Source organism: Sinorhizobium sp. NFACC03 (assembly GCF_900103435.1).
Taxonomy (GTDB): Bacteria; Pseudomonadota; Alphaproteobacteria; order Rhizobiales; family Rhizobiaceae; genus Ensifer.
In genome coordinates, this window is record NZ_FMXF01000029.1 from 12,134 (window position 1) to 29,548 (window position 17,415).

At 60.6% G+C, this 17,415-nt stretch carries 16 protein-coding genes and 1 pseudogene; 4 read left to right on the plus strand and 13 right to left on the minus strand.

All coding sequences use genetic code 11. The features are described 5' to 3' along the window. Positions 1-129: 129 nt before the first annotated feature. The 7 genes from BLU35_RS27325 to BLU35_RS27355 are packed head-to-tail and all read right to left on the minus strand — an operon-like array spanning position 130 to position 8,758. Positions 130-1,041 (minus strand): FAD:protein FMN transferase, encoded by a 912-nt coding sequence (locus tag BLU35_RS27325; protein WP_093235303.1) that lies wholly within the window; start codon positions 1,039-1,041, stop codon positions 130-132. Between the two features lie 4 nt (positions 1,042-1,045). Beyond that, positions 1,046-1,627 (minus strand): nitrous oxide reductase accessory protein NosL, encoded by a 582-nt coding sequence (locus BLU35_RS27330; RefSeq protein WP_093235304.1) that lies wholly within the window; start codon positions 1,625-1,627, stop codon positions 1,046-1,048. Then, positions 1,624-2,445 carry an ABC transporter permease gene (locus tag BLU35_RS27335; protein WP_093235305.1) on the minus strand — a complete coding sequence of 274 codons (822 nt, stop codon included), beginning with the start codon at positions 2,443-2,445 and terminating at the stop codon, positions 1,624-1,626. The genes BLU35_RS27330 and BLU35_RS27335 overlap by 4 nt, the downstream gene beginning before the upstream one ends. After that, positions 2,442-3,341, minus strand: coding sequence for an ABC transporter ATP-binding protein (locus BLU35_RS27340; protein ID WP_058323026.1), 900 nt, complete (start codon positions 3,339-3,341; stop codon positions 2,442-2,444). Before BLU35_RS27340 ends, BLU35_RS27335 begins: the two co-directional genes overlap by 4 nt. Next, entirely contained in the window at positions 3,307-4,635 is a 1,329-nt protein-coding gene (locus tag BLU35_RS27345; RefSeq protein WP_093235306.1) for a nitrous oxide reductase family maturation protein NosD, read from the minus strand. Before BLU35_RS27345 ends, BLU35_RS27340 begins: the two co-directional genes overlap by 35 nt. Before the next feature lie 3 nt (positions 4,636-4,638). Next, positions 4,639-6,567: a TAT-dependent nitrous-oxide reductase gene (nosZ, locus tag BLU35_RS27350; RefSeq protein ID WP_093235307.1), complete on the minus strand. Its 1,929-nt coding sequence runs from the start codon at positions 6,565-6,567 to the stop codon at positions 4,639-4,641. 34 nt (positions 6,568-6,601) lie between these two features. Beyond that, positions 6,602-8,758 (minus strand): NosR/NirI family protein, encoded by a 2,157-nt coding sequence (locus BLU35_RS27355; protein WP_093235308.1) that lies wholly within the window; start codon positions 8,756-8,758, stop codon positions 6,602-6,604. A gap of 655 nt (positions 8,759-9,413) precedes the next feature. On the opposite strand from BLU35_RS27355, the gene BLU35_RS27360 reads away from it, so the two are divergent. Then, the gene (locus tag BLU35_RS27360) at positions 9,414-9,686 is read left to right on the plus strand and encodes a group III truncated hemoglobin (protein WP_093235309.1); all 273 of its coding nucleotides are present in this window, start codon (positions 9,414-9,416) and stop codon (positions 9,684-9,686) included. A 200-nt stretch (positions 9,687-9,886) separates the two neighbouring features. Then, positions 9,887-10,360, plus strand: a complete 474-nt coding sequence (locus tag BLU35_RS27365) for a YbhB/YbcL family Raf kinase inhibitor-like protein (RefSeq protein ID WP_093235310.1) — start codon at positions 9,887-9,889, stop codon at positions 10,358-10,360. Positions 10,361-10,619: 259 nt separating this feature from the next. Here the strand turns inward: BLU35_RS27365 and BLU35_RS27370 are convergent, their stop codons facing one another. The 6 genes and pseudogenes from BLU35_RS27370 to dctA form a co-directional block, all read right to left on the minus strand. Then, positions 10,620-10,820 (minus strand): hypothetical protein, encoded by a 201-nt coding sequence (locus tag BLU35_RS27370; protein ID WP_093235311.1) that lies wholly within the window; start codon positions 10,818-10,820, stop codon positions 10,620-10,622. A 32-nt stretch (positions 10,821-10,852) separates the two neighbouring features. Continuing rightward, a complete protein-coding gene (locus BLU35_RS27375) occupies positions 10,853-11,494 on the minus strand; it encodes a YajG family lipoprotein (protein ID WP_093235312.1) in 642 nt (213 codons plus the stop codon). 158 nt (positions 11,495-11,652) lie between these two features. Next, entirely contained in the window at positions 11,653-12,012 is a 360-nt protein-coding gene (locus tag BLU35_RS27380) for a LuxR family transcriptional regulator (protein WP_093235313.1), read from the minus strand. Beyond that, positions 12,009-12,884 carry a S1C family serine protease gene (locus BLU35_RS27385; RefSeq protein WP_093235314.1) on the minus strand — a complete coding sequence of 292 codons (876 nt, stop codon included), beginning with the start codon at positions 12,882-12,884 and terminating at the stop codon, positions 12,009-12,011. The genes BLU35_RS27380 and BLU35_RS27385 overlap by 4 nt, the downstream gene beginning before the upstream one ends. 182 nt (positions 12,885-13,066) lie before the next feature. After that, positions 13,067-13,147: pseudogene (locus BLU35_RS35270) on the minus strand (3'-5' exonuclease); the annotation flags it as partial. 245 nt (positions 13,148-13,392) lie between these two features. Beyond that, the gene (gene dctA / locus BLU35_RS27395; RefSeq protein WP_093235351.1) at positions 13,393-14,712 is read right to left on the minus strand and encodes a C4-dicarboxylate transporter DctA; all 1,320 of its coding nucleotides are present in this window, start codon (positions 14,710-14,712) and stop codon (positions 13,393-13,395) included. Positions 14,713-14,885: 173 nt separating this feature from the next. Here dctA and BLU35_RS27400 point away from each other — a divergent pair, with 173 nt between their 5' ends. Beyond that, positions 14,886-15,794: a LysR family transcriptional regulator gene (locus BLU35_RS27400; protein WP_093235316.1), complete on the plus strand. Its 909-nt coding sequence runs from the start codon at positions 14,886-14,888 to the stop codon at positions 15,792-15,794. 555 nt (positions 15,795-16,349) lie between these two features. After that, complete coding sequence (locus BLU35_RS27405) at positions 16,350-17,375, plus strand: BMP family protein (RefSeq protein WP_093235317.1); 1,026 nt, start codon at positions 16,350-16,352, stop codon at positions 17,373-17,375. Positions 17,376-17,415 lie beyond the last annotated feature (40 nt).

The window sequence follows — 17,415 nt, forward strand, 5'->3', positions numbered from 1 at the left end:
TCAAACCGAGTACCTCATCTGCCGGGCCGCACCATCAACCGGGCAACGTCGATGATATCGTCCTGGGCAGTTGTTCGATCGTCCTCTGGCCGTTCTCAAGCCCACGGATGACGTCGTTAGTCGAACCATTTACATTGACGCCCCTTCCAGGTGGGCACCCTTAAAACGCTCGTTCATCGCAAGGATCGATTCTACATCCGGCATCAGGCATGCGGCTGTTGCCAGTGCGTCGGCTATGGCGGCGGATGGTGCCGAGACCGACACAGAGCGCCAGTTTGCTGGCGCGGGCATTCCGGTCACGGGGTCGAGAATATGTCCGTCTCTGGCAGCCTGATCGAAGGTTGTGCCCAGAGGGGCGGAGGTAGCCAGCGCGCGCTGGCGCAGCGGCAGGCGCTCACCCGATTCCAATCGGACCGGCCATCCGCCGCCGCCCGGCTGTCCACCGAGCGCACGGAACTCGCCGGTGTCGATCAAAATGTCCGTCAGGCCCTCAGCATCAAGCAATACTGCTACCCGATCCGCGACATATCCTTGGCCGATGCCGTTCAACGTCAGCGCCATGCCCGGATGCAGGGTGATCGATGCTGCTTCAAGCTTTATCTTAGCCCAGCCTACGTTGGTGCGCACTCGATCAACTTCTGCCGAGCCGGGTCGCGTGCCGTTTGCAGCCGATTCGGCCCAGAGCGTCCAGAGCGGCTGCACCGTCGGATCGAAGCGCCCGCCGCTCGCTCGATGGACTGCGTCGGCCAGTGACAAACACTCCAAGAGCTCAAACGGCGGGGCTTGAAGATGACCATCGCGGTTCAGCCGCGAAAGCGCGCTGTCCGGACGATAGAGACTGAGGATATTTTCCAGGCGATCGATCTCGGCCATGACGCGCGTGACGATGGCGTCAGCATTAGGGTGATCAATCCGGATAGAGGCGCGGGCGCCAAGAGCCTGGCCCGTCCATAAACGGGCTGCCGTTTTGGCGTGAGTGGCACCGGGCACAGTTGCCAAGATTGCAGATATTGCGATCAGGCGGCGTCGGGTCAGCAGCATGGGATCAACCTCCGGCTGGATGGGGCAGTGCGTGCAGACGGCCGAGATAATCGTCGTCGTCCGCTCCCTGTTCCGAACCGGTCTCCACCGGGGTCAGAACCATGGCATCGGTAATATCGGCGAGCGCGAGCACTTGGCCGCCCTCGGCAAGGACGAAGGCCGCAGCCCCATCGCGGCTTGAAAACGGCACGGCTTCGGGCGCACCCATACCACCCCGCCGGGCAGAGCCGACGACGTAGAACGCCTTGTCGGCGGCAATCCAGTTGCCGTCACCGGGCTGGTCCCATGTTGCTCCTGCAGCCCCCATGTCATTGACGTAGATGACGAGGATCGGCGCAATCTGCTCTGGCCCGCGAGCATAGGCGATAGCGTCGCGCACCTGACTGAAGAAGAGCGGCGCCGGGCTTCCTTCAAGAAAGACCTGGGCCTTCGGGCCAGGGTGCTCCAGAAGGTTCATCTGGCAATAATGACCGAGGGTCTCGGGCGTCATGTCCTGCGGCACTATGCTTTGGGGTACGTCCTCCTTGCAGGCGGAAAGCAGCGCCAAAGCGGCAGCGAGCAGCACGACGCGAAATCGGTTCCTCATGGGGTCACCTTTCGGAAGGCTGCGCCGGCAAGTGCGATGGCAACGAGTGGCCAGAGGAGAAGGGAGGCCGCTGATTGCCAGAGCGGGATCGTGCCCGCGGCGCCACCTAGTCCGCCGGCGGCAGAAACGGCTTGTGCGGCCGAGAGGTTGAAGACGCGAAAGGCGTCGGCCGGGTTGGCGAGCAGCGCGACGGGCAATGCCTGTGTGGTGAAGCGACCGCCTCCATCCGTCACGATAAGCGCCAACAGGGCGAGGTCGTAGAGCACCACCGCCACCAGCCAGAGGGCGATAGCCAACCCCGCCGCCCCAGACGGCCGTCGCGCCAATGCCGAAAGCGCATAGCCTGTGCCAAGAAAAGTCGCACCCAGCAGCACCGAGGACCAGATCAGCCGCCATAACGCGCCGAGCCCCTCGGTCGCTGCAGGATCGAACCAGACGGCTGTGAGCGCCGCCGCGCCATAGCCAAGCGTCACTGCAAGACCGAGAATTGCGAGATGCGCCAGAAGTTTGCCGAGCAGAATCTGCAGGCGCGAGACGGGATAGGTGAGAAGCAGTGGCAGCGTGCCGCGCTCCACCTCGCCCGCCACCGCGTCGAAACTCATCAGCAGTGCCAAAAGTGGCACCAGATAGACCGCAAGCGAGGTGAGCGAGGCGACCGTCACGGAGAGCCGGTCGATGCCGACATCGCCCGTCGGGGCGGAGCCGGCTGCGGCCAGCACTAGAGCGAACAGCACCATCATGCCTGTGGCGATAGAGACCCAACGATTGCGGAAAGCGATGCGGAATTCGCCCACGGCGGTAACAAGGATGCGGTTCATTGCCCGTCCCTTCGGCTGAAATGGCTGTAGATGTCCTCGAGGCTGGGCGGGATGACATCGAGATCGGCAACGGCGCTCCCAAGCACCGCGATCCGGGCAAGGAGCGGCAGCTTTTCCGGCTGCGAACAGCTAAGGCGCAAGAGACCATCCTCCCCATGCACGCCCTCGGGAAAAGTTGCTGCCAGCGCCGGCGCATGGCCCGGTGCGGCGCGGACGGAAAAGGCGACCGGAAGGGCCGCACGGGTCCGAAGATCGGCAAGCGTACCCTCGGCCACCAGTTCCCCACCGGAAAGGATGAGGATGCGGTCAGTGCGGGCCTCCACCTCGGTCAACACGTGGGAGGAGAGCAGGATGGCGGTTCCGTCTGCAGCCAACCCGTCGAGCAGGTCATAGAAATCCCGTCGCGACACCGGGTCGAGGCCTGAAGTCGGCTCGTCCAGCACCAGGAGACGGGGGCGGCCGATCAGCGTCTGGGCCAACCCCACCCGCTGGCGCATGCCCTTGGAATAGGTGCCGATCCGCCGCCGACCGGCATGGCCAAGACCGACCCGCGCAAGAAGCTCTATGGCCAGCCTCGGGCTTTCGCCGCGCAGTGCAAGATAGTGGCGAAGCTGCTCCTCTCCTGTCAAAGCTGGGTGAAAGGCGACATTCTCCGGCAGATACGCCACCTGCGTCCTCGCGGCGGGCGAACCGGGAGCCATGCCGCAGACCGAGACCTCGCCGCTGTCGAAGGGGATGAGACCAAGCACGATCTTCATCATCGTCGATTTGCCCGCACCGTTGTGGCCGAGCAGCGCCGTGCGCCGTCCCGGCTCCAACGCCAGGGAAACGGACTTCAGCGCTTCCACCGATTGGAAGCGCTTAGTGAGCCTGGAGATTGTCAGCGTCGGTGTCATCGTAATTTCCTTCAGTCCAGCGCCCGCGGGCTTCGGCCTCGTAGGCAAGGACGTCGAGGGGGACAGGGATGGTCAGGGGGCGCATCAACGGCGCGCTGTCGCGCACGCCACCAGGCAGCGTGGCGGGAAAGTCCCGCTGGCTCCAGCGAACGATCTGCACGGCGGGCGAGCCGGTGAGTAGGCTTGCCGCCGGCTGCGACCAGAGGATCTGGTCCATCAGATCGTTGGGGCGGTAGAAACTGTCGGCAATGCCGTCGCCGTTGAGGTCGAAGGCCGGATGGTCGGACCAGAAGTTGCCCCGGCCTTCATGGCTCCATTCCATGTTGTGAGTGCCGACATACTTAACCTGCTCGCGGTTGGCGATGAAGGCGTTGCCGGTCAGCACATTTTTCTCGGAGCCGGCGGTAAAATGGATGCCGATGCCGCAGCTCTCGAAGCGGTTTCCCCAGACCAGGTTCTTGTGGGCATTGTAGACGAAGAGGCATTTCTTCGTGCCCCCGCGCACCAGATTGCCTGACACGTCGGCATTGTTGGCATAGTTCAGCATCAGCCCGTGCTCACGGTCGCCGAGACTGAGATTGTTCAGGATCTTCGCGCGGTTGGAGAACATGATCGCGAAGCCGAGATGGTTCCCGATCGAGATGTTGTCGGAAACCTCGGTGTTGCGGGTGTACATGAAGTGTACGGCAAAGCGCAGGTCGCGCATGATGTTGCGGCGATAGATGCTGTCGGCGCTGGCGTTCGAAAAGATGCCGTCGCGACCATATCGGATTATGTTGTCTTCGAGCAGCGTGCCGGGGCTGTTCCAGACATAGATGCCGTTGCCGCGCTCGTTCATGCGGGGGCTGCGCGTACCGACGATCTCGTTCGCCGCGACAACAGCGCCACGGCCGCCATGGACGTCAATGCCGTGCATATTGTCTGTGACGAGTAGCTTTTCGACGCGGGCGCGATCGGCGCCTTGAACGATTTTGACCCCGGCGTCGAGATCCTGGTTGATGCGGCCCGAACCGGTGACGGTGAAACCGGTCAAGGTGACATCCGGCGCGGTAATCGTCACCACGCTGCCCTGCCCGAGCCCATCCACCACCGCTCCGCGCGGACCGGTGACTGTCAGTGGCTGGTCGATGGTGACGGGGCCGCCATAGGCCCCGTCGGTCAATATCAGCACATCGCCGGGTTGAGCCCCGGCGACGGCCTCGGCAAGACTGCCCGCACCCGGCACGACTGCGCGCTCCGCCGCGCAGAGCGGCGAGGCAAGAAGAAAGCCGATCAGGAGAACGGACAGCCGCATCGATCAGGCGCCCTTCGGTTCCACGAACATGCGGCCGCGCATTTCCATATGCAGGGCATGGCAGAACCATTGGCAATAGTACCAGTAGACGCCAGGGTTGGCCGCGACGAAGGTGACGGAGCTCGTCTGTTGCGGCCCGACCTCCATCGCCACGCCGTGATTGCCCATGGTGAAGCCATGGGTAAGGTCATCGATCTCATCGAGATTGGTGACGATCACCGTGACCTCGTCGCCCTCCTTCACCGTAAAACTCGGCTGGCTGAAGCTGGGCGCGACCGAGGTCATGTAGACGCGAACCTTGTTGCCGTCGCGGATCACGGCCTCGGTCCATTCGTCGATGTTGACCTCATCGGCCTCGGCCTGCTTGCGCGTCTCGGCCCACAGCGGGTCCTTCCGATCCCAGACCGAGCGGATGTTCGGCAGGATCGAGGGGGCGACGGCGATTGCGTCATGCGGTTCGGCGAAGGTCGGGCCGTCATGCACCAGCACCATCTTGTCACCGGAAATGTCGATCAACTGATCGTTTTCCGGCTTCAGCGGACCGACATTCAGGAACCGGTCCTTGGAGAACTTGCACAGGCACACGAGCCAGTCGTTGGCGGCATCCAGCGTCTCGCCCATCACCGTCTTCAAGTGGCCCGGCTGATACTGAACGTCGAGCTTGTCCTTGATCGGATTGATCTTTTCACCGGCGTAGGCGCGGATGGCCTCGTCGATGTTCCACTTCACCACCTGGCTGTCGAGGAAGAGCGAGGTATAGGCGTTGCCACGTCCGTCGAAGGCCGTGTGCAACGGGCCGAGGCCCAGTTCAGGCTCCGCCACAACGGCGCTGCGCGGCTCGGCATTGTCGTAGAACAGGGCATCGAACTTCGTCACGTCCAGCACGGTGACGGTGGGCGAGAGCTTGCCGGCAACGCAAAGATGCTTCCTGTCCGGTGCCATGTTGCAGCCGTGCGGATTGTTGGCGATCGGGATGTAGCGCGTGAAAAGCGACTTGGCCTCTTTGCGCCCGTCCACCACCTTGACGCCGTTGATCTCCTCGTACTGCCCGGCTGCGATTGCCTTCTCGATCTCGGCGAGATTGAAGACTACGACATGGTCCATCTCGGACTTTGTCATCTCCTCCAGAGTCATGCCCTTTTCGGAATTGTAGCTGGTGGAGAACGCCCACTTGCCCTCGTAGTCGGCATCGCAATTGTCGAGGTTGCCCGATACCTTCACCTGCCAGGCCACATCCCACTTGTCGGCATCGACAGCGGTGAAGATGTTCACGTAGGTCGCCACGTCCGTCATCGTTGAGCCATCATTGACGAGCGGCGCTTCGTCCTCGCCGTTGCAGAACACATAGTTCGAACGCGGCCATTTCTGCGGACGCATGCCGTGGATACCCTTGGCGTTGGGAATCTCAAGGATGGCATCGGTTTTCATCACGTCGCAGCGCACGCGCGCCACGCGCGTATTGGCCTTGTCGTTCATGAACAGGTAGCGGCCGTCATATTTGCCGTCGGTGAAGGACATATGGACGTGGTGCAGGTCGCCGTTGTCGTGAATCTTCTTGCCGTTGGCGGCAAGCTGCTTCTTCGTCTTCTCCGACATCGTGCGCTGATGGATCTGGATCGATTCATTGGTCTGCCCCCAACCTGTGGCCGAGCAACGGTTGAATACCGGCACGCGCATCAGTTCGCGCATCGAGGGAATGCCGAGAATGCGCATCTCGCCGGTCTGACCGGAGGACCAGAAGCCGTAATAGTCGTCCAGCTTGCCCGGTGCGACCGAGCCGTCGGCGCCTGTCGCGGCACGGGCCGGTGTCGCCAACCCTGCAGCGCCCAGGCTGAGTGCGGCCGGCCCTACAGTGCCCGCCAGGATGGCGCTGCCTGCAGTCGCGCTAAAAAGCGCTCGGCGGCTTAGTCCCTTGTGTTCCTTTGATTCCATGATCTGGTTCCTTTTTGTTTGAACCTTGGCTCGATTAAACTTTGGTTGCGGGTTGATGGATCGGCGCGCCGCCCGGGCTTGCCGCAAGCTTCGCCCGCGACTTCATCTTCTTGATCACGACGGGGCAGACGGTTTCGGACTGATAGAGCACCTGGCAGTGCAGACAGTTGATGCACTCGTTCGGATTGATCTCGCCGGTCCGGTGGATCGCCTGCACCGGACATTGGTGGGCGCAGGTTTGGCAGGGGTTCCCGCATTCATGGTAGCGCTTGAGCCAGTCGAACATGCGCATTCGGGCGGGGATCGCCAGCGCTGCACCCAGTGGGCAGAGGTAGCGGCAATAGAATCGCTCGACGAAGAGCCCGGCGACGATAAGTGCTGCGGCGTACGCCACGAACGGCCAGGCGCGAATGAATTTCAGGATGATCGCTGTCTTGAACGGCTCTATTTCCGCCAGGTGCTCGGCCTGCTCGACGCTGATCAGCGAGACCCCGAAAAGACCAAGGAAGATCATGTATTTGATCGGCCAGAGTCGCTCGTGCAGGCCCCAGGGCAACGTCCATTGCGGGATACGCAGCTTACGCGCGATCTGGTTGGTCAGTTCCTGCAGGGCGCCGAAAGGGCAGAGCCAGCCGCAATAAGCTCCCCGTCCCCAGAACAGGAGCGCTGCGGCAACGGCGAACCACAGGATGAAGGTAAGCGGGTCGAGCAGGAAAGCCTGCCAGCTGAAGCCGTTGACGAAACTCCCGAAGAGCGCCATCAGATTGACGACAGAAAGCTGCGCGTTGGCATACCAGCCAAGGAAGACCAGCGTCACCGTTAGGAAGATTATGCGAAAGATGTAGAACGCCCTGGCGTTCCTGACCGCATAGGTCTGGAAGAAGAACACCGCCGTCAGCACAACGAGCATGGCGCCCAGCACGACAATCTTCAGCTTCGAGTCGTTCCAGATGCGTTTCCACAGGTCGGCCTGTGCGCCCCCCTCGTCGCGACCAGCAACAGCGGCAACTTCCTTTGCCGGCGGGGCGACAGCGCGCAGGTACTTCTGCGGAAGCTGATATCCCAGATCGAAGGTATGGAAGACCTTTTCGATCGGTCCGACCTCACGCTGCGCCAGGAGCTGAATGCGGAAGGGCTTTGTCGGATCGAAGCCGAGGCCTGCTGGAATGCGGAACAGGTCCATCTCGTTGAATTCCGGCGCACCGGCAAGCGCGATTGCCCCCAGGCGACGATGGTCACGATCACGAAAGCGAACGGAAACGTCGTCCTGGATCAGCACGATGCGATCGAAGATGCCGCCGCGCACATAGCCTGAGCCCTTGAAGGAATAGAGCCCGCGCCCCATCAAGGCGACCGCGTGCTCGCCTTCGCCCAGCCAGCCCTGGAGGTTGGCCTCCTCGGCCGACCCGAGAACGGCCTTGCCGATGGAAGGGACCGAGACCAGCGCCGCCTGCATCTCGATGAAGGTGGTTTCCGGCGCTTGCGCGATAGCGCGGGCGCGGGCGCGCTCATCAGGATGCCCGGCGAAAGCAGCATTGACCTGCGCCACATCAAGCGCCAGCCGGCGCAGCGTGCCGTCACCCTCTGCCTCGGCCCAGTCGGCCGGTGAAGCGGCTGCGGGATCGATCATAAAACGCGGCCCGGCATCGTCCGTTTCCGGGGCCAGTCCGCCAAGGCCGAGCGCACGCGCGACCTTGAGCCCCGAGCGGACAATCGAATCGTCGATCACCATGACCGTGACGGTTGCGCCCGAGATGATATCGACCTCATGGGTCGTGCCGCCGGATTTCGCCTCTGCGACGAGATCGAGGCCGGCGTAGCCGGCAACAAGCGCCTTTACCTTGGCATCCGGAATACCGATGAGGACGATGGGTTCCGAATGTTTCACCAGCCGGACGCCAACGATCTTCGCATCCTTGTCCACCGCCACCAGGGTATGGATCGGCTTGCCGGAATAGCCGGTCGTTCCCACGAAATCCGAGGTAACAAAGACCCACGCCACCGTCTGACCGCCCTTCAGCACCGGGGCCGCCGCCACATCATCACGCACGGCGCCGAAACCGTCCGCACCCGGCACAAGCTCCGAGGCTGTGGTGGCCGGCAAAAACTCCTGCAGCACCGATGCCGCGCTGGCGGATACGCCGCCGCACAGGCTGAGGCAGAGCAGAAGGACAAGACGGAAGAGTTTCATTCCAGGGCGTTTTCCCGCAAATCGTTGCCGGAGCATTGGAACGTTGGCGCGGGACATTCGTTGATCTAGCTCAAACAAACACAGCTTCGTTGATCGCAATCTTTGGTCGGCACAACTCGTGCGCGTAGTGATTTTTCAGGTGGATCTGGGGAGGGTTGGTGTCATGCCCTCAACCGACCGGCGCGAGAGCAAAGCCTTCGAAGTCGGATGGGTCGGCTTATGGCCTGCCCTCCCCGCGATATTACTGCTCTTTCCGATAATGCGTCTTCTTTCGCGAGCGGACGAGGCCGCTTCAGACGGTCACACGATGCCTCGAGGCGAACGGTAGGAGATCGAACAAAGAACCGTCATCGATGAAAGCGGCCGGCATGCTGGCTAACATTTCGGCGATCTCGACCGTGCAATCGCATAATGTTGACCTCCTCGCTTTCATCTCGATCATCACGCTGAGCCCTCAGCTGTGCTCGATCGTCCTGCAGATGGACCTGTCTGATCCTTGTTAGGCGCGCAGCGGCAGGACCTCATTGCGCTGACGCAAGCTTTCGACGTTCGCCTCGACATCGCCCGGCACGACACCATGCCGCATGGCCACCAATTTCCAGCGTCATTCCGTGACCTAAGGACTGCCGGATCAGAAGACATTGATGGAAACATCATGGGGGCGACGCCGCTTCCAACCAGCATTTCCGAAGACCTGATCAGAGCAATTGTTCACGATTGCTACGTCCGTATACGCCGCGACCCTCTGCTCGGGCCTATCTTCAACGCCCGCATCGGCGAGCATTGGGATCGTTACCTTTCGACGCTCGTCGACTTCTGGTCGTCCATTGCCCCGAAGACAGGCCGGTACGGCGGCAAGCCGCGCGTCGCCCACCAGGGCCTCGACCTTGCTCGATCCCTTCTCTCGCGCGACGGACGTTCGCGCTAATTTTGCTGACACTCGCAGGCAGCGTGTAGATGTGGATCGCTATAGAATTATGCTGAAACTGGTTGCGGGTCGGCATCCTGGACATCGTGCGCCAATAGGCCGATGCTATCGTTGGTCTGGAGGCGCCCACAGATTGCGTGGGCACGGGTATATCGTGCGTGCGGCAACGAAACGGTTTCTTGAACTCGCCGAGGCTCCATATGGCGTTCACTATCGCATCGCCCGCCTTTAACAATGGCGGAACCATTCCCAGGCTTTACACCTGCGAAGGGCAAGGTATTTCCCCGCCTCTCGAATGGACAGACATTCCGACCGGAGCCAGAAGCCTTGTATTGATCGTCGACGACCCGGACGCACCGGATCCGGCCCATCCGAAAATGACCTGGATACACTGGATTGTTTTCAATCTGCCCCCCAATCTGCAGGGGCTTGTGGAAGGGATTTCGCAACTGCCATCAGGCGCCCAGACAGCGAGGAATGGGTGGAACAGCAATGCGTATGGCGGCCCTTGTCCTCCGATCGGTGTGCACCGCTACTTCTTCAAGCTCTATGCACTCGATGACCGGCTCAACCTATCGGGGGCGGCTAGCAAGGACCAGATCGAAGCGCAAATGCGCGATCACGTCATTGCCAGAACCGAGCTCGTCGGCACCTATGGCAAAACAGGGAAGTGACCGATATGCGTCGACCGATGTACTCGATCAAACCTTGTCGCCTATTGATCAAGATGGAGAACGCCGCCGCGCCTTCTGCCCGTCGGAGGATCCTTCCACGGCGCCCCTCGCCGCGTTTCTTGGACGCCGTTCGACTGCTTGGGACGCCCTCCATCTGTTTGCATCGACTTACGTCGCATGCCACGATTGACATGCTTTCACAGTTTTCGCGCGGGTTAGATCCGGTGCTGGACGTCGCCTCCAACGAGTTTTTGCGTCCCTATAGGCCCGCAAAGGCCTGAGCCGTGAGTAACCGAGCTACCAAGCGGTACTGCTCGACGAGGAAATTATCATTGGTGAACCACTCGGCGTAGGGTGCCATGCGAACTCCCTTCGTTTCAGAATCCTTGATTTGGCTCTCGCCGGCGAACATTAACCGTTTGCCGTCCGATGAACGAACCAGCTCAGCGCTGACGGTCATTGCAATCCCTCGCCCATCGCCAACTGGAACGCTCAATGCGTGGTTACGTTGATCTTCAGCTTGGCGGAGGCGCTTGATGCAGCGTCTGTTACGCGATATCCCTTGGTAATGAGGTCTTGCTTCGCCTGACTCTCGATGAGCTCACGGAGGTTTGTGCGCGTATCCACGACCTCTTGAAGACGAGAGGTAGCCTCTGCCACCGTGGCGGGCACTTTCCCAGAACTTGCATTTGCCTCACTTAAATTTGGCCCAAAGACAGAGGCTTTTGATAACTGCACAGGCTCCACATAGACGGAGCCTATGGAGGCCTTCCTCTGCGGATCAATGGTGGATGCCGCGCAAGCGGTAAGAGCGACCGCGACGATGGCAACAAGACTGCGGCGAAGCAATGGAATCTCTAAATTTTCAGTGTTGATTCGCAATACTACGAGCAGGTTATTCGGGGAGCACCTCAAAATCACACACGTTAAGATGAACTGGTCGAATGGTGGGGTATCGCGGACTACGATCTGACCGACGTCAGAACTGCGAACCTCAGCGATAACGTTGATGCTTTGATGCTGAGCCCTCCGCGAATGCTTACATTGCTGTCGTTCAAGATCGCAGAGCCAATGACAAAGCATTGGTTGTCTTCTGGCCTTCGCAATGAGGACCCGCGTGAGCACGATGCTCACACTCAGTCATTTCGGCCCGCTCCGCGTCGATTTCCGACACGCACGACGGATGGGCCTACGGCTTCCGCGACACGCACAACAGCGCGCGAATAGGCGTCTATGGGATGGTCAGCGGATGACCGTCAATTGGAAGTGTATCGAGTATAATAAAAGCGCCTTCACAGATGAATCACGCCGCGCCGCGCGGCGTGGGCGACCGCATCGGTGCGGCCGGTGGCATCAAGCTTGTCGATGACGTGGCCGACATGAAATTTCGCTGTATCGACAGAGATGCCGAGTTTGCGAGCAATCTCTTTATTCGAAAGGCCTTCTGCGAGAAGCGCCACGACTTCGCGTTCGCGGGAAGTCAGGCCCGCCTCCTCAGTGGCGGCCCGCGCCGTGGAGAGGACCAGCTCGGACATCTCGCCTTCCGGCGCCAGACGCACCCAATCGACTGACGTCAGCAACTCGCTCAACCGCTCCGCAAGCGCCGGATCGTCGATGCGCACCGCGATCGTAACAGGGCCCGTGTCACTCATCGGCGGGGTCGGGTCGCGATAGTGACCGCCGCCTCGACATCAGCGCCCGCACGCCTGATCCCCAAGGAGACCGATCTGCCAATCGATTGATGATCAAGGGTCCGCACGAGCGCATTGACCGAAGGAACGGCCTCACCGTTCCAGTGGACGATGATGTCGCCTTGCAGGACCCCACCAATAGCGCCGGGTCCATCGGGGTCAACACTCATGACCATCGCCCCCTGGCCGCCACCGGTAACGGCGACCTGTTGGAGCCCGAGGCCGAGATAGCCACGCGGGACTTCGCCATGCGCCAGGAGAAGAGCGGCCGCGCCTTCAACGGTCGCAGAGGGGATGACGAGGGTTCGGCCCCGGGGCCCGCGCACGGCCATTCCAAAGACATTGCCCTCCGCACTGATCGCCAAGCCCCCCTCCGCGCGACGTCGCAATCTCACGTCGAGCTCGATGCGTGCATCGATTTTCCCGCCGCGCATCGATCGCCACGCAGGACCAACCGCGATCGCGCTGCCGAATGAAACAAGTGGCGCGCTCTCGGCCGCCGCAGCGACCACGACGAGTGCGCCAGGTCGAGGCACCTCTTGGTCGAGCACAGCCGACGGCGCGTCAGCTCCCTCGACGCGAAGCAGCGCGATGTCAGTCGACGGATCGCGCCCCACCAGGCTGGCGGGGTGTTGCGTGCCATCCGAGAATTCGATGAGGATCTGACCTTCGTCGGAAAGAGCTTCATCTGCGGTGATGATGAGCCCTTCGCGCCAGACGAATCCGGTGGCGAGCGAACGGGTTGAGGCAATTTCAACAATGCTCGGCGCCACCGCAGCGGCGGCCTCGACGATCGTGGAAGATAATTGAGCGAGGAAACTAGGTTCAGTCATGGGTGATCTCCTGTAGAGCCTAATGTGTGTCTCTACGGCGGTGATAGCCACTGCCCGGTCAGGTAGGCCGATCACGCTCGGCTTGCCCGCATCCCAACGCCTCGGCGCTCATCACTTGTCGACGTACGCGGCTGGCCAATTCATAGATGTGTAAGATCAGATCGGGGTAGATGAACGGCACCCCGGCCGATCAGGTATCCGAGCTTGGTGCCTTCAAAGCCGCGCCCCGACCAATCGATTTCGGAGACGGAACACCAAGCTCGCGTAGCTGTCTTCCAGTGATCGTAGCAACTTCCGATGCCATCGACAGTGTTTCCCCAAAGGCAACGACAGGGCCGGACGGCACGAGCGGAAACGCGTGAACGCGAGGTACGCCCGGCGTTCGCCCGTAACCTTTCCCGGGCTGTGTTTACGCGTCCGGCCTGGAGGGTTCCTTCGACAGATCTCAAAGGCCGGAATGCATTGCCTTCCTCGTGAAAGCAGGCACCACTGCATTGAACCCCAACGGCTATCCCGCCACGTAGCCTTTGCTGGGTGCTACATGGGCGTTGGGACTGACCGGCGCCAATGCTTCGCCATCCAGTATGCGGCGCGCCCGTTCCTTGTCGATATCGCCGACCCAAGACGCTACGGCCACAGTCGCCACACAATTGCCGAGGTAGTTGCCGAGCGCACGGGCGATGCCCATGAACCAATCAACCGAAAGCACAAGGACCAGACCTATCGCCGGAATTGTGGGGATCGCCGCCAGCGTTGCCGCGAGGATCACGATCGCCGACCCCGGCACCCCGTGCGCGCCCTTGGACGTGATCAGCGCCACCCCGAGAATTGCCAGAAGGTCGGTGAAAGCGAGCGGCGTGTTTGTCGCCTGCGCGATAAAGACTGCCGCAAGTGTCAGATAGATCGAAAACGCGTCCAGGTTGAACGAGTATCCAGTAGGGATCACCAAGCCCACGGTCGAGTCCTTGATGCCGAGATGTTCAAGCTTGCGCATGGTCTGCGGCAGAACGGCATCGCTCGAAGCGGTGCCAGCGACGATACCGACTTCGGTCCGCAGATAGCGCAGCAGCTTGACGATGCTGAAGCCAGCTACGTGCATGATAGATCCCAGAACGACGAACACGAAGAGCGCGATGGTGACGTAGAACAAAGCCACGAGATAACCGAGCTGCGCCAGCGAACCCACACCGTATTTACCGACGGTGAAGGCGATCGCACCAAACACGCCAATGGGTGCAAGGCGGACGATGAAGGACATGATCTTGAAGGTCACGTCGCCGGCCAACTCAAGTAATTGAAGGAGCGGCTTGCCACGCTCTCCTACGCGCGACAGGGCGCAACCGAAGAGGATGGCAACCAGCAACACCTGTAGGACGTCGCCCTGGGCGAAGCCACTGATCATTGTGGTTGGGATCAGCTTCATCAGGAACTCGACCGTTCCGCCGCTGCTAACTTCGTGCGCCTTTTCCACGTAGCTGGACAACGCCGAGGCATCGAGAGTGCTGATGTCGATGTTCATACCGTGCCCTGGACCAAAAATGTAGGCGATGGCAATGCCGAGAGCGAGGGCGACGGTCGTAACTATCTCGAAGTAGACGAGGGCCCGGATACCAACGCGGCCCACCTTCTTCAGGTCCCCCGCCCCTGCGATTCCGTGCACGACGACACAGAAGACGATAACAGGGACGAGCATCTTGATAAGCTTGATGAACGCGTCCCCCAGAGGCTTCAGCTTCGAGGCTAACTCTGGCGCAAGAAGCCCAACGACGACCCCAAGTACCAGCGCCGCGCAAACTTGCGCAAATAACGATTTCGACCATGTTGGCATGTTGACGTTCCCCTTTTTTTCGGAAGGTCCGACCGCGACGGTACGATCCAACGGAAACACAGCCTCCATTTTTCCACTGCATCTATCTGATCGCGGGCTCCCTCTCTTCCATACTTGGCTAGTTCAGCATCATTGTCTAATATCGTATTGCCATCGATCTATACGGCGAGCCTATGAGAGTCCGTCAGCTTCAATGTTTTGTCGTCCTTGCGGAAGAGTTGAACTTTACCCGAGCAGCTCGTCGACTGAACATGTCTCAGCCTCCGCTCAGCACCCAAATTCAAACGCTCGAACGAGAATTGGGTGCAGAGTTACTTGACCGAAGCAGCCGAAAGGTCTCGCTGACACGTGCAGGGCAAGCGTTTTGGCGACGTGCCAAGAACATGCTCGACCAATATGAGCGAAGCATCGAAGAGATCCGCGAGATTGAGCGCGGACAAGACGGCACTGTCGAAATCGGTACGACCGGATCAATCCTTCGCGGCGGACTGTCAGAACTATTGGCCGGGTTCGCCGCCACGCATCCGAAGATCACTCTTCGAATTCATGAACAATCCCCCGCGGCACAGATCACGGAAGTGCTTAGCAGGCGCACAGATGTCAGTTTCAACAGATCGGTCCCCCGCGACCACGAACTTGCCTATGAGTATGCCTGGCAAGAGGAGTTGGTGGCGCTCTTGCGCACAGATCATCGATTTGCGGAGCGTTCTGAGATCTCGATCGACGACCTGCGTGAGGACCACCACGTTGTCCTAAGGCCGGATAGTTCAGATTTCGCCGCATATGTGATGTCGCACATCATTTCTGCTGGATTTCGCCCGCGAATTTCTCAGCAGGTGACCGATGCCCAATCGATTCCAAGCCTCGTCGCGGCAGGTTTTGGAGTCGGCATCGTTCCCGCTGGCATCGCCAAACTGACCTCAGGACCGCTTGTGTTCCTGCCAATTCGCCCTGATCCGCCAATCTCCGCAGTATACATCGTCTACCACCACCAGGATCAGGCGCCATCCCTACAACTCTTTCTGTCCGAACTCCGCAATAGGCTTGGCCGCGGGCCGGATGGAATGTCCCATATGAGTTAAGCCCCCGCTACGCCTTGTTCCGACGATCAGCGCATGAGGTAGCGGGCCTCTCCTTCGAAACCTGCCAACAGGGGAGCCGCGAAGCGCGAACCCAGCAGCAGAGGCAACGCTCGGCGTCGCATAAAGATGCTTCGACTACTTGGTCAGGCCGTTGCCTTCGCCTCGGGCAATGTCGATGAAGTCGTCCCGCGACGCGGTCGGATCCTCTTATTCCAGGCGACCCCGAGCCCGATCTCGAGATCGACGCTGCGCCCGGCTTGAGTTCGACCGAGGATCTCGAACATCTCGGAGAAATAGCGCTCGCTACAGGAGAGGCTCTGACGGGAAATGGCAGTGATCTTCTCGGAGCGAAGGCTTCGATGTCGATCTCGTTGGAGCCCGTCTTTTCGACCGCCAGGAGATCGCGCTCGTGCGCAATCGAAGAGAAGCGAGGACGCGTCATTTCTGGTTGGATGGCATGCCGCCTCCAATTGCTGCAACCCTCAAGTTCACCTACATTGACCAAGTGGTAAAAAGACGCGTTCCAAAACGCGCAATCAATCAGAGGGGAAGTTCATGCATAGCAATTCCTTCAATTTCGCCATTTCCAGAAGAAATCTGATCAAAATTGCCGGCGCCTCCGCCGCGGTGGCTGCGGCGGGTCTGCCAAGCCGCCTGCTCGCTGCCGACCCGACAAAGGTGGCGGCCATCTATACCGTCCCGGTCGAGCAGCAGTGGGTCAGTCGTATCCACAAGGCGGCCAATGCCGCCAAGGAGCGCGGCGACATCGAATATGTCTATTCGGAAAACACCGCCAACAACGATTACGAGCGCGTCATGCGCGAATATTGCGAGGCGGGCCACAGGCTGATCCTGGGCGAGGTCTTCGGCGTCGAGGATGCAGCCCGCGCCGTCGCCAAAGACTATCCGGACGTCGCCTTCCTAATGGGCTCGAGCTTCAAGCCCGATGCCGCCGTGCCGAACTTCTCGGTGTTCGACAACTATATCCAGGACGCATCCTATCTGTCCGGCCTCATCGCCGGCGCGATGACCAAGTCCAAGAACATTGGCATGGTGGGAGGCTACCCGATCCCGGAGGTCAACCGGCTGATGAACGCCTTCATGGCCGGCGTGAAGGAAGTTGCCCCGGACACCAAGTTCCAGGTCTCCTTCATCGGCTCGTGGTTCGATCCGCCCAAGGCCAAGGAGACGGCGTTCGCCCAGATCGATGGCGGTGCGGATCTGCTGTATGCCGAGCGTTTCGGCGTGTCCGATGCCGCCAAGGAAAAGAAGATCCTGGCGATCGGTAATGTCATCGATACACAGGCGGACTATCCGGACACCGTTGTCGCCTCCGCGCTGTGGCATTTCGAGCCGACGCTCGACAAGGCGATCGCCGAAGTGAAGGCCGGCACTTTCAAGGCCGACGACTACGGCGTCTATTCCTTCATGAAGAACGGCGGCTGTTCGCTAGCACCTCTCGGCACCTTCGACAGCAAGGTTCCGAACGACATCAAGGCCAAGGTTGCTGAGAAAGAAAAGATGATCAAGGACGGGTCGTTCACAGTCGAGATCAACGACACCGAGCCGAAGTCGAGCTAGCCTCTTCTTCCGTCCGGGGAGAGGCGCTGGAGCGCCGGAC